The organism is Paenibacillus humicola (assembly GCF_028826105.1).
GTDB classification, from domain to species: domain Bacteria; phylum Bacillota; class Bacilli; order Paenibacillales; family Paenibacillaceae; genus Paenibacillus_Z; species Paenibacillus_Z humicola.
In genome coordinates this window covers 1,921,657-1,944,880 of sequence record NZ_JAQGPL010000001.1, presented here as the reverse complement: position 1 = coordinate 1,944,880, position 23,224 = coordinate 1,921,657, and the positions used below count along the sequence as shown (strand labels likewise).

Annotated in this window: 20 protein-coding genes and 1 tRNA gene; 4 read left to right on the top strand and 17 right to left on the bottom strand. The window is 60.8% G+C overall.

The features are described 5' to 3' along the window. Positions 1 to 37 precede the first annotated feature (37 nt). The 6 genes from PD282_RS09040 to PD282_RS09015 all read right to left on the bottom strand — a co-directional run bounded on the left by PD282_RS09040 (position 38) and on the right by PD282_RS09015 (position 3,172). Positions 38 to 976 carry a 3-hydroxyacyl-CoA dehydrogenase family protein gene (locus tag PD282_RS09040; protein ID WP_274650252.1) on the bottom strand — a complete coding sequence of 313 codons (939 nt, stop codon included), beginning with the start codon at positions 974 to 976 and terminating at the stop codon, positions 38 to 40. A gap of 310 nt (positions 977 to 1,286) precedes the next feature. Then, positions 1,287 to 1,370: transfer RNA gene (locus PD282_RS09035), tRNA-Leu, on the bottom strand. A 124-nt stretch (positions 1,371 to 1,494) separates the two neighbouring features. Next, positions 1,495 to 1,791, bottom strand: coding sequence for a TFIIB-type zinc ribbon-containing protein (locus PD282_RS09030; protein WP_274655117.1), 297 nt, complete (start codon positions 1,789 to 1,791; stop codon positions 1,495 to 1,497). Between the two features lie 94 nt (positions 1,792 to 1,885). Beyond that, positions 1,886 to 2,101 (bottom strand): hypothetical protein, encoded by a 216-nt coding sequence (locus PD282_RS09025; protein WP_274650251.1) that lies wholly within the window; start codon positions 2,099 to 2,101, stop codon positions 1,886 to 1,888. A gap of 90 nt (positions 2,102 to 2,191) precedes the next feature. Further along, positions 2,192 to 2,512, bottom strand: coding sequence for a hypothetical protein (locus tag PD282_RS09020; RefSeq protein ID WP_274650250.1), 321 nt, complete (start codon positions 2,510 to 2,512; stop codon positions 2,192 to 2,194). Between the two features lie 90 nt (positions 2,513 to 2,602). Continuing rightward, complete coding sequence (locus tag PD282_RS09015) at positions 2,603 to 3,172, bottom strand: xanthine phosphoribosyltransferase (RefSeq protein WP_274650249.1); 570 nt, start codon at positions 3,170 to 3,172, stop codon at positions 2,603 to 2,605. A 188-nt stretch (positions 3,173 to 3,360) separates the two neighbouring features. Between PD282_RS09015 and PD282_RS09010 the strand changes: the two genes are divergently transcribed. Further along, on the top strand, positions 3,361 to 4,062 hold the full coding sequence (locus tag PD282_RS09010) for a hypothetical protein (protein WP_274650248.1): 702 nt from the start codon (positions 3,361 to 3,363) through the stop codon (positions 4,060 to 4,062). On the opposite strand, the gene PD282_RS09005 is transcribed toward PD282_RS09010, so the two are convergent. Then, positions 4,042 to 5,331 (bottom strand): ArsB/NhaD family transporter, encoded by a 1,290-nt coding sequence (locus tag PD282_RS09005; RefSeq protein WP_274650247.1) that lies wholly within the window; start codon positions 5,329 to 5,331, stop codon positions 4,042 to 4,044. The genes PD282_RS09010 and PD282_RS09005 overlap by 21 nt on opposite strands. Before the next feature lie 225 nt (positions 5,332 to 5,556). Between PD282_RS09005 and PD282_RS09000 the strand changes: the two genes are divergently transcribed. Further along, a complete protein-coding gene (locus PD282_RS09000) occupies positions 5,557 to 6,600 on the top strand; it encodes a YkvI family membrane protein (RefSeq protein ID WP_274650246.1) in 1,044 nt (347 codons plus the stop codon). Positions 6,601 to 6,771: 171 nt separating this feature from the next. On the opposite strand, the gene PD282_RS08995 is transcribed toward PD282_RS09000, so the two are convergent. From PD282_RS08995 to PD282_RS08985, 3 genes are all read right to left on the bottom strand, one after another. Continuing rightward, complete coding sequence (locus tag PD282_RS08995) at positions 6,772 to 10,095, bottom strand: AAA family ATPase (RefSeq protein ID WP_274650245.1); 3,324 nt, start codon at positions 10,093 to 10,095, stop codon at positions 6,772 to 6,774. Next, positions 10,092 to 11,438 (bottom strand): metallophosphoesterase family protein, encoded by a 1,347-nt coding sequence (locus tag PD282_RS08990; RefSeq protein ID WP_274650244.1) that lies wholly within the window; start codon positions 11,436 to 11,438, stop codon positions 10,092 to 10,094. Before PD282_RS08990 ends, PD282_RS08995 begins: the two co-directional genes overlap by 4 nt. Before the next feature lie 155 nt (positions 11,439 to 11,593). Next, on the bottom strand, positions 11,594 to 12,730 hold the full coding sequence (locus tag PD282_RS08985; protein WP_274650243.1) for a glycosyltransferase family 4 protein: 1,137 nt from the start codon (positions 12,728 to 12,730) through the stop codon (positions 11,594 to 11,596). Between the two features lie 425 nt (positions 12,731 to 13,155). Here PD282_RS08985 and PD282_RS08980 point away from each other — a divergent pair, with 425 nt between their 5' ends. After that, entirely contained in the window at positions 13,156 to 14,352 is a 1,197-nt protein-coding gene (locus PD282_RS08980) for a GGDEF domain-containing protein (protein WP_274655115.1), read from the top strand. A gap of 251 nt (positions 14,353 to 14,603) precedes the next feature. On the opposite strand, the gene queC is transcribed toward PD282_RS08980, so the two are convergent. From queC to PD282_RS08960, 4 genes are all read right to left on the bottom strand, one after another. Further along, positions 14,604 to 15,296, bottom strand: a complete 693-nt coding sequence (gene queC / locus PD282_RS08975; protein ID WP_274650242.1) for a 7-cyano-7-deazaguanine synthase QueC — start codon at positions 15,294 to 15,296, stop codon at positions 14,604 to 14,606. Between the two features lie 25 nt (positions 15,297 to 15,321). Then, entirely contained in the window at positions 15,322 to 16,038 is a 717-nt protein-coding gene (locus PD282_RS08970) for a 7-carboxy-7-deazaguanine synthase QueE (protein ID WP_274650241.1), read from the bottom strand. Beyond that, a complete protein-coding gene (gene queD, locus PD282_RS08965; RefSeq protein WP_274650240.1) occupies positions 16,028 to 16,510 on the bottom strand; it encodes a 6-carboxytetrahydropterin synthase QueD in 483 nt (160 codons plus the stop codon). The genes PD282_RS08970 and queD overlap by 11 nt, the downstream gene beginning before the upstream one ends. A 73-nt stretch (positions 16,511 to 16,583) precedes the next feature. After that, positions 16,584 to 16,958, bottom strand: coding sequence for an MmcQ/YjbR family DNA-binding protein (locus tag PD282_RS08960; protein WP_274650239.1), 375 nt, complete (start codon positions 16,956 to 16,958; stop codon positions 16,584 to 16,586). Positions 16,959 to 17,037: 79 nt separating this feature from the next. Here PD282_RS08960 and PD282_RS08955 point away from each other — a divergent pair, with 79 nt between their 5' ends. After that, positions 17,038 to 18,288, top strand: coding sequence for a stalk domain-containing protein (locus PD282_RS08955; RefSeq protein ID WP_274650238.1), 1,251 nt, complete (start codon positions 17,038 to 17,040; stop codon positions 18,286 to 18,288). Between the two features lie 85 nt (positions 18,289 to 18,373). On the opposite strand, the gene PD282_RS08950 is transcribed toward PD282_RS08955, so the two are convergent. The 3 genes from PD282_RS08950 to PD282_RS08940 form a co-directional block, all read right to left on the bottom strand. Continuing rightward, on the bottom strand, positions 18,374 to 18,889 hold the full coding sequence (locus PD282_RS08950) for a hypothetical protein (protein WP_274650237.1): 516 nt from the start codon (positions 18,887 to 18,889) through the stop codon (positions 18,374 to 18,376). A gap of 97 nt (positions 18,890 to 18,986) precedes the next feature. Then, the gene (locus tag PD282_RS08945) at positions 18,987 to 21,089 is read right to left on the bottom strand and encodes an ABC transporter ATP-binding protein (protein ID WP_274655113.1); all 2,103 of its coding nucleotides are present in this window, start codon (positions 21,087 to 21,089) and stop codon (positions 18,987 to 18,989) included. 2 nt (positions 21,090 to 21,091) lie between these two features. Next, on the bottom strand, positions 21,092 to 22,855 hold the full coding sequence (locus PD282_RS08940) for an ABC transporter ATP-binding protein (protein ID WP_274650236.1): 1,764 nt from the start codon (positions 22,853 to 22,855) through the stop codon (positions 21,092 to 21,094). Between the last annotated feature and the right edge of the window lie 369 nt (positions 22,856 to 23,224).

The window sequence follows — 23,224 nt, the reverse complement described above, 5'->3', positions numbered from 1 at the left end:
AAAAGAGTTCGTTATTGGTGACGCTTCACATTCCGGGTTATTCCTTCCGCTCCATATCCTGCTTCAGGAAGCGAATCAGCTCCTGCTCGCGCTGCCTGCTCATACGTTCGGACAGTTCCGGCGTCCAGTCGTAAAAGCCTTCGCCGTTCTTTTGCCCGTAATGCCCGTCGTCCACCAGCTTCCGCATCGCCGCCAGCGACTCGCCGTCGTTGTTCAAATCCTTGAACAAATATGAGGAGATGGAATCAAACACTTCCAGTCCGCCCATGTCCGCCGTCATAAAAGGCCCCGTGATCGGCAGCCTGCGCCCAAGGCTCATCGTCACGGCCGTGTCGATGTCCTCCTGCGTCGCGGCTCCGGTCGCCAAAATATGCTGGGCTTCGCGGAACAGCGCGTACTGCAGCCGGTTGCCGACAAAACCGGGAATGTCCTTCTTCACTTCGATCGGCTTTTTGTTCATTTCGCGGAGCAGGGTCATCGCCCGTCCGACGGTCTCGTCGTCCGTATGCTCGCCGCGCACGACCTCGACCAGAGGAATCAGGTGCGCCGGATTCCAAAAATGCGTAACGACCATCCGGGACGGCCGTTTCATATCGCGTGCGATCGCCGTCGGGCTGAGACCCGACGTGTTGCTGGCCAGCACGGTGCCGCTGCCGCACAGGTCGTCCAGCTTTTCGTAAAACTGCTGTTTCAGCTGAAGCTGCTCCGGAATCGCTTCGATGACGAAGGTCGCGCCGTCGACGGCGTCCTCGACCGACGTCAGCAGCGTAATTCTTTCCCGAATCCGTTCCCGCTCCCCAGGCTCGATCAAGCCGTTTGCATCCAGCAGCGCAAGCTTGTCCCGAATGCCTTTATCCGCGCGTTCCAAGTCGGGCTGGTCGATTCCCTGCAGCTTCACCTCCATCTTGGCCCATGCGGCCGTAAGCGCTATGGAATGGCCCATCAGCCCCGCGCCCAATACGGTAAGCTTCTCCATCTCTTCTCCTCCTTCGGCGTGACCGAATGATGTTGACGATCACCCGTTACGTCCTTGATTCGTGACGCGATCCAAGCTTTCCTTATGTACGCCGCGACGAATAAACGCCGCCCGTAATTGAATGGTGGAAGCGTTCGCAACACTCATTATAACACTGCCTTCCGCCGTGTGGAGATGTTTTCATTTATACGCCCACTTATACCTTAAGTACCGGCTTGATTAAAGCGTCGTCCCGGATGTGCCGAAAATTCGGCTTGCGGCAAAAAACTCTTCTGCGGCACTTGCGCAGAAGAGTTTTTTCAATCCTGTATGCGGTCAAGAGGACTTGAACCTCCACGGTTGTTACACCACTAGAACCTGAATCTAGCGCGTCTGCCAATTCCGCCATGACCGCAAAGCTTTATCGTACCGCGCCTTGCCGCGCAGTCACATGTGCTATCGTACCACCCGGCTGCGGTGCAAGTCAAGGCGCGGACGTGAAGTTCCAATTTTCTAACAAATAAGCGGGCGCCGAACGATTAGTCGAATATATCGCCGAAAACGTCAAACATCGATTTTTTCTTCCGGCGCTTGTGGCCGTGCTTGTCGTAGCCGCCGTATCCGCCGCTGTCGTGCGGCCGGCTTTTGTGCTCGTCGAATTTTCCCTCAAAACGGTCGTCGTCGTCATATTCCCGGTATTCCCGTTCGCCCTGCATGAGTTTGTCCAATTCCCCGCGATCCAGCCAAACGCCCTTGCAGTCGGGGCAAACGTCGATGAGCACGCCTTCCCGTTCCACTTCGCGCATCCGGACATTTTCACAAACCGGACACTTCATCATGAACGCCTCCATTCATTCCGGCCGTTCAAACAGGCCTCTTTAGAGGGTTCTACGTTGAAAAGCCGAACAGGTTTCAACCTTCCTTCCGCCGCTAGTCGGCGGCGTTCGTTCTCGGCTGCGAAGCCGGCTCGTACCGGTAGCTTCTGCTCAGCTTGACGACCCGCCGGTTCGCTTTGCGGATAACGACGCTTTCCGCATCCCAGGCGACGACCGTGCCGACGACGTCGTTCATTTCCAGCGCGTCGCGGACGACGCGCACCTGCGTGCCATTCAGGCGGTAAGCGTCCAGCTCCTCTTCCGAAATCACGCGATATTCCCCCTTACAGGTAAAATGGACCTGAAACGAACGGCAAAAGCCGTCGCCCCAGGTCCGCAGCTTGTCATTACGGCCAGCCCGTTAGCCTACGTGTTCCTTCGAATCGTTCGTCTCGTACCATTCGTCGAGAACGCGGGACGACATGACGCGGCCCGTCACGTAATCCGCCTGCTTCTGCGAAAACTGCTTCCGCCAATCGACGCCGAGCTCTTCGGACAATTTGACGATCGTCAGCAGCTCCGACCATGCGACATACCGTTTATACCAGAAAAATTGAGGATGCTCGATCATATAAGGATACAAGTCGTCAAATTCCGTATGTTTGCAATCGAGCGCGCGCTCGAAGTGTTCTTTCGCGCCGGCCAGCTTGGACAGTAAAAATTCCGCATTCAGATTCCCCATGCTTCATGCCTCCCCTCGGTCACTTAGGAACATTATAGATCAAAAGGCGCTGCACGAAAAGAGACTGATTTTGGACACCGATCGGTTCGTCTACTCGAACCGGATTTTTCCGCCTTCCAGCGAGCCGATGCGGACCAGCGATTCGATGCGAATGCCCTGCTCGCGGATTGTCCGGGCTCCGGCCTGGAACGATTTCTCGACGACGATGCCGAGTCCGGCCAGCTTCGCTCCCGACCGCTCGATAATTTTGATCAGCCCGCGCGCCGCATCGCCGTTGGCGATAATATCGTCGATGAACAGCACCGTGTCGTCCTCCGTCAAAAATTGCTTGGATACCATGATGTCGGTGACGATTCCTTTCGTAAACGAAGGCACACGCTCGCACAGCGCGTCGGGATCGGCGATCAGCGTCTTTTTCCGTCTGGCAAAAAGAAGCGGCACGTTCAGCGCGAGCGCGGCAGCGAATGCGACCGGAATGCCGGACGATTCCACGGTGATCACCTTCGTAATCGGATCTTCCGCGAACCGGCGGGCAAACTCCCGGCCCATCTCCATCGTCAGCAGAGGATCCACCTGATGGTTTAGCAGCGCATCGAGCTTGAGGACATCGTCGTTAATAATTACAGCTTCGCGCAAAATGCGTTCTTTTAACAGTTCCATCGCTTTCCCTCCACCGAAAACCTTTTTCATTTAAACGTACCACAAGCGCACGCCGAAGTGCAATAATGCGCCTAAAAAGATCGAGCCGGCAGCAAACAAGCTGCAACTTTTCCCAGGCTCAAACGTCTAAAGGAGTAACAAAACAAAAAGACGGAGTTACGGATTTCACCCGGAGGAGGGACATCGGCATGAAACGTACGGCTTCGCAAACCGTGGCTCGAGCCGCCGCGATTTTCCTGTTGTCGGTCGTCATTGTGGGCTGTCAAAGCGAAACCGGCGGCGGGAAGGCCGCCGATTCCTATGCGGCGGAAACCGGACAAGCCGGGACGGGTGCCGATGTGCCGGGCAGTCCGCAGCAGGCCTATCATACATCGCCGAAGGAAAACGGTGAAATTCCGGTCGTAACCGTATCCGAGTCCGAGAAGCCGGGCCCGGAGGGCGCCAAAATGGACGCCTCCCCGGGAACCGGCCCGAATACCGGCGATCCGGCCGGCCGCTGGGACCCGAAAGCGCCTGCGCTGAGCGGCATTTCGCTCGGCGGCTTGCAGGCCGCCGCCTTGGACAAGCTGGGCAAGCCGAAAGACAGCTATCCCCTGAGCAGCGGCGGCGAAACGATCTCCGTCCGGGAATTCGACGGGTTTTCCATCGGCACCGCCGGGGGCAAGGTCATCTTCGTCGAAGTATACGGCAAGCAAGCCGATCCCGGCCTGAACGGACTTCGTATCGGCGACCGAGCGGACGCCGCGGCCAAAGCGCTCGGCAAGCCGGATACGAATACCGGCAGCGTCATGACGTACAAAGCCGGACATGCGCTGCTGAAGTTGGACGTCGACCCGAAGACGGAACGGATCGTATCGATCAAGCTTTTTTCAACGGCAGACCAGCCATAATGCGAATAAGGCGCAAAACAAGATAGGAAACGTAAACGTCAGCCCGTATTTGACGTACTCCTTCCAGGTAAGCGGCGCCCCGCCGCGGCTGATCAGCTGCAGCCACAGGAGCGTGGCCAACGAACCGATCGGGGTCAGCTTGGCGCCGACCGCCGTGCCGAGCAGGCTGGCGAACGGCAAATAGGAAGGGCCGCCGCCGAGCTGTCCGATCGACAGCGAAGAAACGAGCACGGCCGGCAGATTGTTGACCGCCGCGGCAAGCAGCGAGAACAGGACGCCCGACCCGAAAATGCCGGCCGCCGCTCCTTGCGCCGTCACCGGCCCGAGCGCATCCGGAAACCAGCCGACGGCGCCGTGAAGATACAGGCTGTACACGATTAAATTCATCGACAGCGCGAACACGACGATCAGCCACGGCGCCCGCCTTACAGTTTGGCGGAAATTCGCTTTTCCCAGCGCGGCGGATGCCGCCCACTGCAGCGCCGCTCCAACGAGCGCGACCGCCATAACCGGCAGGTGCAGTCTCCCCGAGACCAAATAACCCGCCATCATGACGCCAATCATGATCCAGGATACCGCAAACAGCCGCTTGTCGCCGATCGCCGAACCCGGCGCGGGAAACGAATGCGGCGCCTCCTCCCGGTTTTCTTCCCGACGGATCGTTCTCCCGAAGACGAGCGCCGTCATTCCAACGGTCGCCACAATGGCCGTCATTCCCGGAATGAGCATGACCTTGGCGTAATCCCCGAAAGAGATTCCGAAAAAATCGGCCGTCAGAATATTCGTCAAATTGCTCATCATGAGCGGCGCGCTGGCGGTGTCGGCCATCAGGCCGACGCTGAACAAAAAGGCGATTTTCGCTTTGCGCGGCAGCTTCAGCAGCGCCGTTACCTCGAGCGCGATCGGAGTCATAATCAGAATCGTGCCGTCGTTGTTGAAAAAAACGGTGATGCAGGCGGCCAGCAGCGACAAGCCGACGAGCAGCCGCACCTGCCGGCGGTGGAATCTCCGCACGATATGAAGCGCCGCCCAGCGGAAAAAACCGTTCTGGTCAAGCAGCGAGGTAAAGAGCATAATGCCGATCAGCGAGAACGTCGCATCCCAGACGAAGCTCCAAATATAGGCGGCATCTGCCGGCGCGAGCAGCCGGAAGGCGAAGAGCAGCGCCGCTCCCGCCAAAGCGGGATACGCTTCGCGCAGCCCGCACGGTTTCCAGACGATCAGGATGAGCGCCGCGATAAATACGGCAATCGAGAAGATTAAGGGCATAAGAGCAGGTATCAGTCGCTTTCTCTGTATGGATGGATAAGAACAAATTTGGGCAGCAAGCCTTTTTTCGAGTCATGCCTGTCCGGGTCCGGACATAGTGTGGTAAGAGAACGGATTGACCCGCGAAGGAGGAAACGTCCTCACGTACATCGTGCACGCGGCGGACGTCTCGGTCGTATCGACACGAACGGGTCAAGCCTGTAGAAAGGCAGGTCGGTTGCCGTTATGAGAAGACTGGGCAAAGTGCTGCAAATCGCGTTTACGTATATGGGCACGATTGTCGGCGCAGGGTTTGCGACCGGACAGGAAATTTTACAGTTTTTTACCCGCTTCGGCTACTGGGGGGCGGCAACCATTGCGGTAGCGACCGTAATGTTCATCTGGCTCGGCGCGAAAATGATGCTGATCGCAAGCGACGTCTCGGCCAAATCGTACGAGGATGTCAACAAGGTGCTGTTCGGACCGCGGCTCGGCGAATGGATCAGCCATTTCATGCTGCTCGTGCTGTTCGGCGTATGCGCCGTCATGCTTGCCGGCGCCGGCTCGATTTTCAACGAGAACTGGAATATTTCATACCAGTCCGGGCTGCTCATCACGATCGCCGGCTGTTTCGTGCTGCTGCGCAAAGGGATGCGTGCGATTTTGACGGTCAATACGATCGTCGTACCGGCCATGCTGTTTTTCACGGTGCTCATTATCATTGATACGGTGAGCACGCCGGGCGCAAGCCGGTGGATGCTGCTCACGTCGGATTATTCGCCGATTGCCGCCTGGGCGTCGCCGTTCCTGTATACCGCCTTCAATTTGTCGATGTCGCAGGCTGTGCTCGTGCCGCTCGGCGCCGAAATGAGCGACCGCAAAACGATCATCGCCGGCGCATGGGTCGGCGGACTCGGCATCGGCTTCATGCTGCTGGCCGGCCACATCGCCCTATCCGTCTACATGCCGGGCATCCAGCAGTTCGCCATCCCGATGGGCGGCATTGCCCGCGAGCTCGGGAGCGGCGTGCAGTGGCTGTATATTTTTTTAATCTTCGCCGAAATTTTCACGACGCTGATCGCCGACATTTACGGCCTTACGCTGCAGCTTCACGAGCGGACGAGGCTGTCCGTCCCCCTTCTGACGACCGCGGTGCTGTTCTGCTGCTATATCGCCAGCCAAATCGGATTCGGGACGCTGCTCTCGACGCTGTACCCGATCTTCGGCCTGATCAGTCTCGGCTGGCTCGCCCTGCTTATCCGGCAGCGGTCCGCGGTCGGGCGGCTCTAGCGAGACGAGGTTTGGGGGAAACGTGCTTTTCGTTGTCCCCACTCCGAGGCGAGCGGCGCTGAACCGGGAGGTTCGTCGGCATATCTAGTTTAATCGCCGGTCTGTCGCTTCGTCCGGCTGCAAGAATGATCCGGTATCCGATGTTGAGGCAAATGCAGGCTTCGCTGCAGCTTATCCGAAATCGACCCGCTTCGCTTCGGGCAGTTTGTCCAGCAGCAGGTCGCGGATATGCTCGTGGCACGTCAGCAGCACCAGCTGTCTCCGGCCGGACAGCTCGCCCAGAACCGAAATGGCGGCTTCCAGCCGGCCGCGGTCGAAGTTGACGAACAGGTCGTCCAAAATCATCGGCAGCTCCGCGGCCGCTTCGTCCGCCAGCGCGAATCGCATGGACAGGTACAGCTGCTCCGCCGTTCCGCGGCTTAAAAATGCGCTGCCGATCTCGCGGCCGTCCGCGGCTTCCAGCCGGATGTCCGGCGAGCTCTCGGGCACGGATACGCGCACGTACCGGCCCCCGGACATGATGCGCATGAACCGGGAAGCCTCGCGCAGCACCGCCGGCTGCCTCTGCCGCTCCATGATTCGCTTCGTTCGACCAATCAAGGCCGAAGCGAGCGACCAGACCGCATAACGGCCGGTTAAACGCTCCAGCTCGGCAAGCTGCAGCTCCCGCTCGGCGGCCAGCCGCCGGCGATCGTTCTCGCGCAGCAGCTGATCGAGCTTTTGCCGGGTACGGCCCAGCTCCTCGCGCAGCCCGCCGATCCGCTCCTCGGCCTGGGCCAGCTCCGCTTCCGCTTCGCGTTTTCGCTCCGCAAGGCCGCGTTCATCGGCCTCCGCATACCATGTTTCGATCCGCTGCCGCTGTACGGGGCTCAGTCCGGCCTGCAGCTGCGCCTCAAGCCGGGCCGTCTCCGCGTCGATTGCGGCGAGCCGCTCGGAACGCTCCACCGCTTCCAGCCATTCCGTCTCGCCCGCTGCACCGGCTGCGGCAAGCCATTCTCCGCGCTGCTCGTCGATGCGATCCAGCACCGCCTGCTGCTCTTCCTTCCCGGCCGCCAGCACGCCGATCCGTTCCTGGAGCTCCGCCATCCGCCGCTTGGCTTCCCGCTGCTTGTCCGCCTCGGTTTTCAGCAGCCGCAGCGCGGCGGAGACGTCGCCCCGGACCGCGCGCAGCAGGTCGGGGAAAACGTCGGCAAGCTTCCGCGCTTCCTCGTCGAACTGCGCCAGGCGGGAGTCGATCGCCGCCGCTTTGTCCGCTGCGCGGTCGCGCGTCTCGAGGCGGAGAAGCGCCTGCTCGGCGAGATCGAACGTTTCCAGCGCCGCATCCGGAGAAAGCGGCGCGGGCAGCCTTTTGGCCGCAAGCCAGCCGGCCCACTCGGCTTCCAGCTCCGCGCGCCGGCCCGCCGCCCGGCCTGCCGACTCGGACAGCGCCAGCTGCCGGGCGTTCAGCCGTTCGAGCCGGCGCGTCAGCTCCTGGCGGCTGCTGTCGGCGAAGGCGCCGCCGCGCAGCTCATCCTGCCGCGCGGCGACGGCGGCGCGCAGCCGCGCCAGGAAGGCAGCGGCGTCCGGCGGCTCGATGCCGGCACGCCGCTGCGCCGCGGCCGTCTCCGCCGCGCGGGAGCGGGCGGCGGCGCGGCGCAGCCGGGCCGGCGAGGCGCCGGCAGGCGCCGCGGTCTCGGCCGCGGCGGCCGCCTCGCGGCGGTAGGCCTGCGCCGCCGCCGGCCCGCCCGGCGGCTCGCGGCGCGGCGCCCCTGCCGCGCCGGCGGGCTGCGCGCCGCCGAGCAGCGCCGCCAGCGCGGCCGCCGGCTCGCGCACGAGCGCGCGCAGCGCCGCCGCAGCGCGGCGCTCGGCCGCCGCCAGCCGCGCCGCCGCGGCGGCGGCCGCTTCGCGGCGCGGCCTGCGCCGCAGCAGCGCAGCGGCCGCGAGCACGGCGGCGCCTGCGCCCGCGGCGGCTGCGGCGGCGCGCCAGCCGGCGGCCGCGAAGCCGGCCGCAGCCGCTGCGAGCGCGCCGGCGGCTGCGAGCAGCGCGGCCAGGCCGCCGGCTGGCGTCTGCGCGCCTCGTGACTCATGCCCGTCCCGCAGCCGCTCCAGCTCCAGCTCCCGCCAGGCGTCCTCGAACGCAAGCGCCGCCTGGCGGAGCGCTTCCGGCGTCTCCGGCAGCAGCTGCGGGACGCCTTCGTCGTCGCGACCCGCCGATGCCGGCGCCTCAAGCCTGCCAAGCTGATCTGACGCTTCGCGGATCTGCTCCGTAAGCGCCGTAAGCTCCATTTCCGCCCGTTTGCGGTCTTCCTCCGCTTCCGCCATTGCCAGACGAAAGCTCCGCACCGAGTCGCGGTCCGCCACAGTGACCCGCAGCTCTCTCAGCCGCTCTTCGTTCCAATCGCGCGCAACCCGGGCAAGCAGCCGCGACAGCGCCGTCCCGTGCTCGCGCAGCTCCGCTTCGATTTCCCTGCGCTCCAGACGGTAGGCTTGCGCCGATTCGGCGGACAGCAGCAGCGCTTCGGCCCGGTCCGCATGTGCAAGAAGCTCCGGGCGGCGTTCATCCTCCAGCGCCGCGAGCTCGCGCTCCGCCGCCGACAGCTCCCGATCCGCCCGGTCCAGACCGGCAAGCAGCCGCTCGCGTTCCACGGCCAGCGCTTCGAAACGGGCACGCGCTTCGCTCGGCAGGCGGCGCGCCGGACCGAGCACTTCTTTTTCCTTCTGCAGCGCCAGATTGTCCAGCCAAACGCCGTGCATCCCGCAAGCTCTCGCAAGAAGCTCTGCCCTTTCCCGCAGCTGCGGCAGCTTGTCCGTCTCCTCCTGCAGCCGTACGGCCGCCCGCTCCGCCGCCACCGTCAGCTCGTTAAACGCAGCAATACCGTCGCCCAGCCGGCGAAGCTCGTCCTCCGTCCGTTCGAGCTCCTTCAGCAGCCGGCCGATCCGCTGCGTGCTGCCGCGGGGCTTGTACAGCTCTCCAAGCTGAGTGCCGAGCGTTTTCTCCGCTTTCGCGATTGCCGCGCCGCCGCCCCAGCCGGCATGGTACAGCTGCTTGCCAAGCTCGTCGCCCTCCAGCATACCGACCGCCTGAAGCTCCGCCAGCGTAATCGCGAACAGCTGACGGAACATGCGCTCGCCGATGCCGTCCAGAAATTGACGCTCCCAAGCGGCCTGCGTCATGATCTCCGCCGTGCCGCCTTCATCCCCCGGCGCGTCCGGATCGCCGATGCGGCGGACCGAAACTTTTCCCGGAACGGAGGCATAACGTTCCAATATGTACCGGCAGCCGTCCCGGCCCCGGAAAACCAGCCGTCCGCCGTGGCGGCCGCCGAAAACCGGCTCCTGCCGTTCCGCCGCGTTCGCCCGCTTCGCGAAGCCGTATAGCATCGAACGGACGAACGCCAGCGCGGTGCTTTTGCCCGCTTCGTTCGGACCGTAGACGACCGTTATCGGCGCATCCAAATCGCAGGAAAACTGGTGCAGTCTGCCGAACCCTTCGGCATGCAGTCCGATCAGCCTCACGGGAATATCTCCCCTCCGCCGGCGCCGGTCCCGGAAGCCGTCTGGTCCGCCTCCTCCGCCAGCATGCCCGCCGCCAGTTCCTTTGCCTGCCGGACCCATTCCCGAAGCGCCGCTTCCGGAAGATCCCGCACGATCCGCCGCAGGCGCGGATTGGCCGCAAGCGGCGCCAAGGCCTCGCCGGCCAGCTCCGTAAGCACTGCGCCGTCCCCTTCGATCGCCGCGCACAGCCTGACGAATTCGCCGGCAAAGCTGTCCTCCTTAGCCAGCGCCTTCCAATCGAGCGCGTTTCCCGTATGATTGTCCAGTGCATACGGCCAAATCCAACCGGGTGCTCCGGAATCGGCTTGCGAGGTCCGAACGCCGTCGTCCAGCCGGGCGCGCAAGCCTTCGAGCAGCTCCTGTTCAAACACGGGGTCCGTCAGCTTCCGATGCATCGGCCCTCTCCCTTCGAATCGGAGCTTCACCATGAGATGGCGCGCTTCCGCAGCCGCTTTCGCTGCTCGCGCAGCCACTTCCATCGCATCCAGCAGCGCCTGTTCGCTCTCCAGCCCGTCAATCGGGACGGAGGCCGTTTCCCAGCGCACGGCATCGAGCGGGGCGAACGTCAAAGTCGTCTCTTTTGCAGCCGAGACGTCAACGATATAACAGCCTTTCGGTCCGGTCTCGCGGGCATGCCGGCCCTGTGTATTGCCGGCATATACGACATGCGGATACCGGTGAAGAACGGCGCGGGTATGGATATGGCCAAGCGCCCAATAATCGAACCCGCCGCCCGCCAAATCGGCAAGCGCGCAGGGGGCATACGGATCATGGGCCGAATCCCCGTCGACATTGCCGTGCAGCAGCGCGATATGGTACGGCCCGACGGCCCGCGGTTTGTAACGGAGCGCGATATTTTCAGCAACGGCGCGTTCGCCGTAGGACATGCCGTATACGTAAGCCGCGAGCTGCCCGTCTTTGCGGTAAGCCGGCGCGCAGCCGACCTGACCGGAGCCGAAGACGACGGCGCTATCCGGCCAGTCGAGCTGAGCCCGCTCGCCGCCGAGATGGTCGTGATTGCCGTGGATGATAAAAAGCCGCACGCCTTCCGCGTGCAGCCTTTCCCATTCCCGCTGCAGCACCAGCTGGGCGCGCAGGGAACGGTCCGCCGCATCGTACAAATCGCCGGAAACGACGACAAAATCGGCGCCGCGCCGGATCGCTTCGTCCACCAGCCGGGACGCCGCCCGGAACGTCGAATCCTCAAGCGCCTCGCGAACGTGCGGCGGCGCCGCGCTCAACCCCCGGAAAGGGCTGTCGACATGCAGATCGGCGGCATGGATGAAACGAAACGGAACGCCCACTTTTTTACCCTCCTAAGCATTTTCGCAGAAAATGCGGCTTCGTAAGTATACGCTTCGTTTTCGCAGAAAACGCGACTACGTATTTCCTATGTTTCTATGTAGCATTCTTCCGGCTTCGCGGAACGCAAAGCCGGATTTCTGCGTTGTCCCGTGCATTATTCGGACGGGGACGGAACCGTTTCGTTGTACACCTGCTTCAGCTGAGAGATGACGCGCTGGAGCGAATATACTTTTTTCGCTTTGGCCCATGCGGCGCGCGCCATGTTGTAGCGGTAATCCGGATCGGCGATCACCTTTTCCAGCGCCGCGCAAAGCGCATCCGGGTCGTCGGGCGGCACGAGCAGGCCGTTTACTCCGTCGTCGATCTGCTCGGCGATGCCGCCGACGTTCGTGCCGATCAGCGCCAGCCAGCATAACGCCGCTTCGGCGAATACCGATCCGAACGCTTCCGCTCGCGAAGGCAGGACGAATACGTCGAAAAACGGCATAAACTCCTCCGGATGCAGCATGTAGCCGTAAAAAATAATGTCGTCGTACAATTGGAGCTCGACCGCGAGCTGCTCCAGCTCCGTACGAATCGGCCCGTCTCCGATAATGTGGAGCATGAAGGAGTAGCCGCGTTCCTTCAACCCGGCGCAGGCGCGGAGCAGGACATCCATCCCTTTTGCCGGGACGAGCCGGCAGACGGTAATAAGCTGCACAACGGCGTTTTCATGCGATATCGGCTTGAATCTGCGTTCATCGAAGCCGTTCGGAATGACTTTGACCGCTTCCGGCCGCTCTATATACGGCGCCAGGTAATTCCGAAACGATTCCGAAACGGTCATCAGCCGGTCGGCCTTCGTCTCCAGCTCGCCGTAAATCGAGGTCAGAAAACGGTGCTCGTCGCCGCCCTCGGCGATTTTACCGTTCAAAATAAGCTCGCGCTCGTAGCTGGAATGGATGGTCATCAAAAGCGGCGTTTCCGGGAACACGCGCTTCATGACGAGCGCCGCGATCGGATGGTGGGCATGGATCAGGTCATACTTTTTCTTGATCCGCAGCTTCGTCCACCAGACGTAATCGCGGCATGTCTGCAAATATTTATCGACAATGAGACTGCCTATGAACGGAGCCGGATCGAACGTGTCGAACGCGATATCCTCCTGGCCTTTCCCACGAATGCGTTTGGGCAGCGAGAACAATTCCATCTGCCAGCCCATTTTGTTGAACCGTTCCTGGATATAGGGAACCATGGAGGAAACGCCTCCCGGCTGTTCCGGCGGAAAAAACAAAGCCTGTAGGATGTTCAATATGTGCCCTCCTAAAGGCGTTTTCGAAGAAAACGCCCACTTCGTAAGCGTTACTCGGCGTTTTCGGAGAAAACGCCCACTTCGTAAGCGTTGCTCCGCGTTTTCGAAGAAAACGCCTTTTCCTAACCTATTTCAGCGTTTGCCCGGCAATACCGTAACGCGAGCCTTCGCTACGCTTCCGATCGCTTCACGTTCTTCGTAAGTATGGAATTGGCTTACTCATAAGCCAGCCGGCATTTTCTTGAGACGCCCGCTTGCGCTGCGTTTCGATCGCTTTCCAGCGGGCGCGGCTCGCCGAGGCTCGGAGCCCTCTATGGCGCCGCTTGGCAAGCTTTTCCCTTTGCCTAAAACATGATATATTAGAACATATGTTTCTGTCAAAGCGTCTACTATAATCTTCTGGGTGGTAACGGAACGTGACAATAATGAAATGGTTATCCGGCTCAAACGGGCAGATTTTCGCTTCCGCCTGCGTGATGACGATCGTGGTGCTCATGCTGTTCATGGCCGTCCGGCTCTATAAAAGCTACCGGCGCAACCGGACGCACCGGATGCTCGTCATCGCGCTGCCGATCGTCCTGCTCCAGCAAACGGCCAATATTTGCCTGGCTTCGCCGGAGCTGTCCCGCCTGCCTTATTTGCATCTTGGCTATACGCTTGCCGGGCCGCTCTCTTTTATCATTATAAACTTTGTGTTTATGAAATTATATACGCAGCCTTCCATCCGGCTGAAAGGACTGCCGTTTCTGCTGATGGCATTCGGGCTGGCTGCCGTCGCCGCAGCGCAGCTCGCCTGGGAGCCGGACATACTGAGCCGGCCTGCAGGACCCGAAGGACTGCCGCTCCTAGCGGTCGATTTCTACGGACTCGTCATGAATTTCGCCATCATGCTCAATTTGCGCGGCATCGAACGGCGGTTCGTCTACTCGACAAGTCTGATCGCCTATTTCGTTTTCCAGCTTTCGGGCATTGCGGGCCGTTATGTGTTTCACGGCAGCGTGCCGATGCTTGCCGTGCTGAATCATCTGTTCCCCGTCGTCTATTATACGCTCCTGTTCCTGCTCCTGTTCGATTGGGTGCTGGAACGGCTGCTGATGTCGTTTCATTCGTCAATTACGGATGGACTTACCGGCTTATACACCCGCCGGTATTTTCAGAGGAAGGCGGAACAGCTGCTGCGCGAGACGAACCGAATCGCCATCCTCTTTTGCGACATCGATAATTTCAAGCAGTTAAACGATGTTCAGGGCCATCATAAAGCCGATGGCGTGCTGAAACGGGTCGCCGAAATCGTCAAGGAAGAGACGGCGGGCATCGGCTCCGCCGGACGCTTCGGCGGCGAGGAGCTGCTCGGGCTCGTCGCGTTGACCGGCGGGGTAAAGCCCGACCTTATCGCCGAGACGATCCGCCGCCGCGTGGAGAAGGAAACGGCGGTCACCGTCAGCATCGGCGTCAGCGTATCCGCCGAAGGCGCCACGGTCGAGGAAGTCGTGCGGCAGGCGGACGAATCGATGTATGCCGCCAAGACAAGCGGCAAAAACCGGGTCATCCTGCATCCGTCCGTTCCGCGCAGCCGCGCCCGGCAGGCGGAAAAACAGACGGCTCGCAAAGCGAACGTGTAAATCCGAGGCAGCCCTTCCGCTCTCGCAGCCAATGGTCAAGCTCACCGGCGGACACCTTCCCGTCCCCGCATGGGCGCTCCTGCAAGCAACCCTACCAGGCGCGCCGGCGGACAGCTTGGGCACCTATAAGGGGGCCCCTCCCGCCCCGATACCAACGCGAGGCAGGCGCCGCAAGCTCCGGACCCGCCCCACAAAAACAACAAGCCGCGCAAACGATTCCGCTTTAAGGGAACCGCCCGCGCGGCTTTATTTTAAGATTGGTAAGGGATCGGATCCACAAGTCCCGCTTCGGCAAAGCCCTTCAGCCGCAGACGGCAGCTGTCGCATACGCCGCATGCCTTCTCTTCGCCGTTGTAGCAGGAAGTCGTGAGCCGGTACGGTACGCCCATCCGCGTGCCTTCGCGGATAATTTCCGCTTTCGTCAAATGGACCAGAGGCGTTTCGATCCGGATCGGCCTGCCTTCCGCGCCGGCCTTCGTCGCGTATTCGATCACTTCCTGCACCTTCGCGATAAACTCCGGCCGGCAGTCCGGATAACCGCTGTAATCGAGTGCATTCACCCCGATATAGACGGCTTCGGCTCCCAGCGCCTCCGCGTACGACGCGGCAATCGACAGAAACATCAGGTTGCGCCCCGGCACATAGGTCACCGGGATTTCGCCCGGCTCTCCCTGAATCGGGTCCGTTCCTCCGACGGGCACCTCGATCGTGTCATCGGTCAGCGCGCTGCCGCCGAATTCGCGCAAAAAGCCGAGCTTGACGAGCTTGAACCGGTCCTCCACGCCGTAGTGCTCCGCGACGCTGCGCGCATGGTCCAGCTCGATCCGGTGGCGCTGCCCGTAATCGAATGTGATCGGGTACAGCTCGTACCCCGCTTCTTTGGCGAAGCCCATACAGGTTGTGCTGTCCAGCCCGCCGCTCAAAATAATGACCGCTTTTTTCATCGCTTCTCCCCCGCTGTGTCCTTCCTTAAACTCCCCGTTTCGCCGGGTCCCAAATGATTTTGTGCAGCTGCATGTTCAGCTTCACGCCGGACAAGCCTGCCGCAAGCATCCGTTCGACAAGCCGGGCGGGCGGCATCGTTTCCCACACGGGGCTAAACAGCGGCAGCGCCTTTGTCGGGAAGGCGCGCAGCGTCTCGACCGCCGCGTCGAAATCGCGCTCGCTCGCAATGACGAATTTCACTTCGTCCTGCGGCCTCAGCAGGGCGAAGTTGCCGTGCGCCATGTTATCGTTTTCCCCGGAATCCGGCAGCTTGTAATCCATGATGTACCGTGCCTTCGGCGAGCTTACCGTTTCGAGAAACGGCCGCAGATCGACGGCGCCGTTCGTTTCCACGTGCACGTCGCGGATCCGTTCGATCCCGCAAAGCGCGCCGAGCAGCGCCGCCGACCGCTCGCCGTACAGCAGCGGCTCGCCTCCGGTCAAGCATATGTGCGCTGAGCGATAGCGTTCCTCCACCTGGCGTACGATCTCGCCGATCGTCATCGTGAACTCCGCTTCCGCCGGCGGATAGCTGTACGTCGTATCGCACCAGACACAGCGCAAATTGCAGCCGAACAGCCGGACAAAAACGGTCGGGAACCCTGCGCGCGTGCCCTCGCCCTCGACGGTCTCGAATATTTCCACCATCGGCAGCCGGCTCTCGAGCAGATCGCGTTCCCGCCGCGCCGCTTCAGCTTTCATCCTCATCCGCCTCCATCATTGCGCGGGTGACGGCCGCGTAGCTGGTCGGCGTCTCCCAAAGCCGGATTTCCTCGACGCGCACATTCGGGTAATACCCTTCCTCGCGCAGCGCGCCGTCAAGCTGCTCGTACATCCAGACGACCATATTTTCGGCCGTCGTATTCATTGGGGGAAGCGCCTCGTTTAAATACCGGTGGTCCAGCCTGTCGACGATCCGCTCCTTGGCGATCCGCTTCATATCGGCAAAATCGATCGCGATTCCCCGTCGGTCCGCGGCTCCCGATAAAATCGTCTGAAGCTTGTACGTATGGCCGTGCAGGCTTTTGCATTTTCCTTCATATAAATGCAGGTGATGGGCGCTGTCGAACGTAAACTCCTTCGATACGAGCACCCGCCGGTTATGGTAACGCAGCTGGCTCTCCTGTATATCCTCGCCGAGCCGCTGGATCCGTTTCGGAATTTCGTAGGTCATCGGTTAATCACCTCGCGTTTTGCAGTACCCTTCATTATAGCATGGGCGGTCAAGAGCCGCCAAACGCGCTTCGCTAATGCCGTTCCTTCCATAAACGCTTCGGAGCGGTACGGCAGTAAGCTTCCCATACAAGCCCTTGAATTTCCTCCCATGGGACCGGATCGCTCGCGCGCAGCGATACCCAGCCGTGCCGGCCGATATACATCGGCTTCTCGTAATAAGGCTGCCGGAGCAGCACTTCCTGCGTTTCCGGAAGTGTCCGGATCGTCATTCCCGGTCCTCTGCCCCCTCCTTCGCCCAATCGAACATACGGCTTGTCCTTGACGCGAAAAGAAGTGTGCCCGAAACCGTCGATTTCCTCCTCCGTCCCCGGCAGCGACATGCAGTAAGCCCCGAACCGCTCCACCATGGCCAGCCCTTCTTTTGATTCAATCGGCCGATGTTTCATCCGGATAGGCCTCCTCTTTATTTGCCTTCTATGAAACTGGTATACTATTGAAGTAATTTCATAGATTAGGAGAGATCAAATGAATCTGGGGAAACGCTTGTCCCTGATCGGCTGCTCCATGGTCATGCTGCTGGCCGGCTCGCAGGCGGCCGCAGCGGCAGGCGCCGCGCAGCCGGCAACGACGATTGTGCTGGATGGTTATCCGCTTCCGTTTCCGGTTTCACCCGAAATCGTGCGGGGCACGACGATGGTTCCGTTCCGGGCGATCGCCGAAGCGCTGCAGATCAGCGTGAGCTGGGACAATAAGACGCATACGATCACCGCCGACAAAACGTCCGGCGGCAGCAAAAAGCAGGTCCTGCTGAAGCAAAACAGCAAAACCGCGTTTGTCGACGGCCGAAGCGTTCAGCTTCCCGTCGCGCCGATGGCGCGAAGCGGGTCGATTCTCGTGCCGCTCAGCTTCTTCGGCAGCCAGTTCGGGGCGAAAACGTCCTGGGACGGCGCTGCGCGTACCGTTTCTATTGTATCACCTGCGGCAGAGATGTACACGGAGGCCTTTTACGCGCTTGCTTCCTTCGACGAACACGAGCTGATCGACCGATTCGATTCCGTTTCGTTCGGCTGGGCGAGCATCGGCGGAGACGGCAAGCTGACCGTCAAGGGCAAGGACTATTACTGGCCGCAGCCGGCCGGCGACGTGACGCCGGAGTCGCTCGTGACCGATGCCGCTAAAGGCGGTACCGCCCCGCAGCTGATGGTCGTCGCCAAGGACGGAAGCGGCGAGCTGACGAAGCTGCTAGGCGACGCTTCCCTGCAGCAGCAGGCGGTTCAGGACATGGTCAATCTGGCGGCAGAGAGCGGTTTTGCCGGCATTACGCTCGATTTCGAGGGACTCGGGCTGACGGGCGACAAGACGGCTGTGCAAAAATCGTATAACGCCTTTGTCCGGCTTGTCGGCAGCCGTGCGAAAGCGGCCGGGCTGAAGCTGTCGCTCGCCCTCCATCCGCTCAACGGCTCGTATCAAGGCTACGATTACAAGACGCTGGCCGGGTATGCCGACGAGCTGATTATTATGGCGTACGGGTATTCATACGAGAAAGGCCCGGAGCCGCTGAACCGTGTCGACGAAGCGATCCGGCTCGCGCTGCAGCAGGCTCCGAAAAACAAGCTTGTCCTCGGCATTTCCATGGGGAGCGAAAACGCGCAGACCGTTGACGCCAAAATCGGCCTGGCCAAGCGCTACGGACTGAAAGGGATCGCGCTTTGGCGGCTCGGCCTGATCGGGGACGACGCCATGAAGCGGATCGGGAACGCCGTCGTGCTCGACTGACCGCAAAAAAGTCCGGTGATAACGAAAAAGCCTTCAAACTCCGCCCGCTTGGGCGAATTTGAAGGCTTTTCGGCGTTGTGCCGATTTACGGGATATACTGCTGAACGATTTTCACGACTTTGCCGTTCTCCACCGTCACATGAAACGGGTAATCGCGCATGTCGATCAGCTTGTTATTGCGGTAAATCGAAACGAATTTGGAAAGCGACACCTTCTCGTTCCAGTTCGTCGTCACATCGTCGATATTGCCGGTATGATCGTAAATTTGCATCAGCACGACGGCATTCGGATCGACCGTCAGCCGGCGGGTCGTCTTGTCGTCGTTAACGATATAATAACCGTCCGGAGCGCCGTCCAGACCGGAATCCTTTTCGCGCTTCAGAAACTGCTCGTCGGCCGCTTTCCCTTCGTACCACTGAATGTCGTCCACCGTCAGCACGACGGACCCGCCTTTGGCGTCGATCCGGTCGATATAGACCGTCGTCGTCTCCGGTGATTTGGGCACGGGCGTGTATTCGTTCTTGCCGACCGCATACGCCGTCGCGATGAAGAACAACAAACATCCGGTTACAATCGATACGATCAGCGCCGACCTTTTCATACGAAACATCCCCTTCGATTCTTCTGCCGTTTGCGGCTTCTTGCCTTACTATAAACGAATCGGGATATCATAGGGTTGCAAAAAGGTTACAATGTCGTCAGACTACATTCGGCTGTCTCTCTTCGCCTGCCCGTTCACCCATTTGCAGCCGGTACATTTGTTCATATTTACCCTTCAGCCGCAATAACGACTCATGATTGCCGCGTTCCACGATCTCACCCCGGTCGAGCACGAGAATAAGATCGGCGCTGCGGATCGTCGACAGGCGGTGCGCGATGACGAACGTCGTCCGGCCCCGCTTCACCACGTCGAGCGCCTCCTGAATGATCGATTCCGTCTCGGTATCGATGTTGGAGGTCGCTTCGTCCAGAATGAGAATGGCGGGATCGAACGCCAGCGCCCGCGCGAACGAGATGAGCTGTCGCTGTCCGGCCGACAGCGTGCCGCCTTTCTCGATTACCGGCTCGTCGATGCCTTTCGGCAAACTTTTGAGCAGCCGGTCGCCGCCGACCTCCCGCAGCGCTTGCTCGATCCGCTCCCGGGTGATGGACGGATCGTCCATCGAAATATTGGAAGCGATCGTGCCGGTGAACAGAAACGGGTCCTGGAGCACAATCCCCATATGACGCCGCATCGTTTGGCGCGGAATCGAGCGGATATCGGCTCCGTCGATCGTGATGCGGCCGCTGTCCGGGTCGTAGAAGCGGAACAGGAGGTTGATGATCGAGCTTTTTCCCGAACCGGTGTGGCCGATCAAAGCGACCGTCTGGCCCTGCCGCGCTTCGAACGTAATATTCTTCAGCACCGTCTCCGCTTCCTTGTAGCCGAAGCGGACTTGCTCGAACGCCACGTTTCCTTTATATCGCGGCATCGTCTCGTCGGATACGTCTTCGCCCGCTTCGTCCAGCAGCACGAATACGCGTTCCGCGGACACGAGCGCCGTCTCCAGATTCGGCAGCTGATTCACGATGTTGACGATCGGCTGAAACAGCCGGTTCACGTAATCGACAAAGGCATACAGCACGCCCAGCGTGACGAACGCGCCGGGCCCGGACAGCGATCCTCCGCCGAAAAACCAGATCAGCGCCACGTACGCCGCATTGCGCACGACATTGACCAAGTTGTGGCCGGTGAGCGCGTTTAAGCTCAGCAGTTTTTTCTTGTACACATAATTATGCGTATTATACGCTTCGAATTCCCGCTCCATCGCCTGCTCTTTGCGGAAGGCGCGGATCACGTTCATGCCCTGGATCGACTCGTTGATGCGGCCGTTGATCTCGCTCAGGCTGGAGCGGATCACGCGGTTGTACCCTTTGGCAATCCGGCCGTACACATATATCCAAACGGCCAGTACCGGGACGATGAACAGGCAGATCGCCGCCAAACGGGTATCCAGCAGGAACAGCGCGATAAACACGCCTGTCATATAAATGGCGCCCGAGAAAAAGTTGGCCAGCACCGTCACATACAGCTCGCGGATCGCCTCCGTGTCGTTCGTGATGCGCGAAACGACTTTGCCCGCGGGCAGGTTATCGAAGTAGCGGACCGGCAGCCGGTTGATATGTCGGAACACGTCCCGGCGCATATTGCGGATGACCCGGTTGGCCGACGCCTGCAGGAAGTACCGCTGGCCGTACGAGAACGCGGCCGACAGCACCAGCAGGCCGAAGTAAAACCAGACCAGCCGCAGCAGGCCGTCCAGCTCCGGCCGGAAGAAGCGGAACAGCTCCGCCGTTGCCAGCTGCTGCGCCCGGTACGATTCGCTCCGGTTGCCCTGCGCAATCCGGACCGTGCCGTTCGCCTCCGCGGTCCGGCTGCCGTCGAACGCGATGGCCGACGGGATGAAATAATAGCCGCGGCCTACCTGCAAAATACGGACCTCCGCGCCGCGCGCTTCGCCGCTTCGGAAGTGGTCCGCCCTTTTAAAGAAGCGCCCGTCGTAGGCGGCCGAATACGGTCCGCGATCCGCGGTTTCATACCACGGCTGCTCGATGCCCGTGATGTGGACGTCGATCAGCCGTTTGGCGACGAGCGGCCCTGCCAGCTCCGTGCCGACGGCAATCGCCAGCATGAGGAGCGCCAGCAGCAGCGGCAGCTTGACGCTCCCCGCGTACCGGAGCAGCCGCCTGACCGTCTCGCCCTTGCTGCCTGCCGCCTGGTCGATGTCCAGATCGAGCGCCTCGAGTTCCGGCGTTTCCATGCTCATTTGCTATTCGCTCCTTTCAGCTGCGCCCCTTCTTCCAATTGCTGGCGGTCGAACTGCTCTTTATACCAGCCGCCCCGCTTCATGAGCGTTTCGTGCGTGCCTTCCTCGGCAATCCGGCCTTCGTCCAGCACGACGATCCAATCGGCGTGCTGGACGCCGGACAGCCGGTGCGTGGCGATCAGCGTCGTTTTGCCGGCTCGCTCGGCACGAACATTCGCAATGATTTCCGCCTCGGTCCGGGCGTCGACCGCCGACATCGCGTCGTCCAGCATCAGAATCTCCGGATCGGCGATGAACGCGCGCGCGATCGATACCCGCTGCTTCTGGCCGCCGGACAGCGCGACGCCTTTCTCGCCGACGAGCGTCGACAAGCCGTCCGGCAAAAACCTCAGGTCCTTGCGGAAGGCCGAAGCGGTAATCGCGCGTTCCAGGTCCGCCTCTTCCGCATCGGCCCGCCCGAACAAAATATTTTTCTTGACCGTGCGCGAGAACAGAAACTGCTCCTGCGGCACATAGCCGTACCACGATTTCAGCACATCCATGTCAATGCGCTCGATCGGCACGCCGCCGATCTCGATCGTGCCTTGGCCCGGCGGGTATTCCCGCAGCAGCTGCCGGATCAGCGTCGTCTTGCCGCTGCCGGTGCGGCCGACGATGCCGAGCGTCCAGCCCGGCTGAATCGACAGCGTGACGCCCTGCAGATTGAGGACGTTCGAGGACGGATAACGGAACGTCACGTCCTTGAACTCGATCCGCCCCGGCGACGCGGGCCGCGCCGCTTGTTCCGGGTCCGGCACATCCGGCTTGACGGCAAGCGTCGCGTTCACCCGATCCAGCGACGCGTTGCCCCGCTGCATGATGTTGATCATTTCCCCGATCGCGAACATCGGCCATATCAGCATGCCGAGGTACACGTTAAACGATACGAGCCCGCCGATCGTCAGCTCGTTGTGGTATACGAGATACGCACCGTAGCCGAGACCGATCAGGTAGCTCGCCCCGACAAAAATTTTAACCGTCGGCTCGAAGAGCGAATCGATGCGGACGACGGCGATATTTTTGGCCAGCACGCCGTCCGTCACCTCCCCGAACCGTCTTTCCGCCGCCCGCTCCTGCACGTAAGCGCGGATGACGCGCGTACCGGCGATCGTTTCCAGCACGCTGTCGTTCATATCGCCGAAGGCGTTCTGCGCCTCGGTAAACCGGCGGTGAATCCATTTGCCGTACAGGCCGACCAGGACGGCCATGACCGGAAGCGGCAAAATCGCAACGAGCGTCAGCTTCCAGGATACGAAGACGATCATCGTCACGAGCAGCGTCGCCATCCAGATCGTCGAATCCATCACCGTCAGAATGCCGAAGCCGGCCGTGACCGATACCGCCTGCAAATCGTTCGTTGCGCGGGCCATCAGGTCGCCCGTCCGGTTTTTCTCGTAAAAAACCGGCGTCATCCGCAAAAAATGCTTCATCAGCCGCGACCGCATCATACGTTCCATGACGAATGCGCCGCCGAACAGCTGCGACATCCAAATATAACAAACGATGTAGACGATTGCCGTGAGGACGACCAGCTGCACGAGCGTCGCCGTCATGCCGCCCCAGGTCAGGCTCCCGTCCTGAATGGAATCGATCGACCGGCCGACCATCATCGGCGGGAATACCTCGATAATGCCGCAAATCGTCAGCAAAACGAGCGCCACCGTATATCTTTTTTTCTCGAGCCTGAAAAACCAGCCCAGCTTGCCGATAACCGAAAGCATGCCCGCGCTGCCCCCTTCCCCTTAGAAAACTTTGCCCAAAATTCAAACCTTTCCCATGCGGTAAAAAAAGCACACCGCCCCGCGAGCGATGTGCTTCTTATCGAAATAAAAAGCGCACGCCACGATCGTTCGTGGCCTGCGCAGGTGGACGCCGAAAACCGCTAAAATCCGTCCGGGTTCAGACAGGTTCAGTCAGGCAAGCGAAGGAGGCCGCGAATCGTATGAAATTGAATGCCGCCGCGTCGATGACCACGATGACATGATGCGCGTTCACATTCCACATGACTCGCCTACTCCCTTTCTTTTTCCAAAATGAATTTCGATACTTCGTAAGTTAACACGGCATGTAAATGGTTGTCAATCGGATTT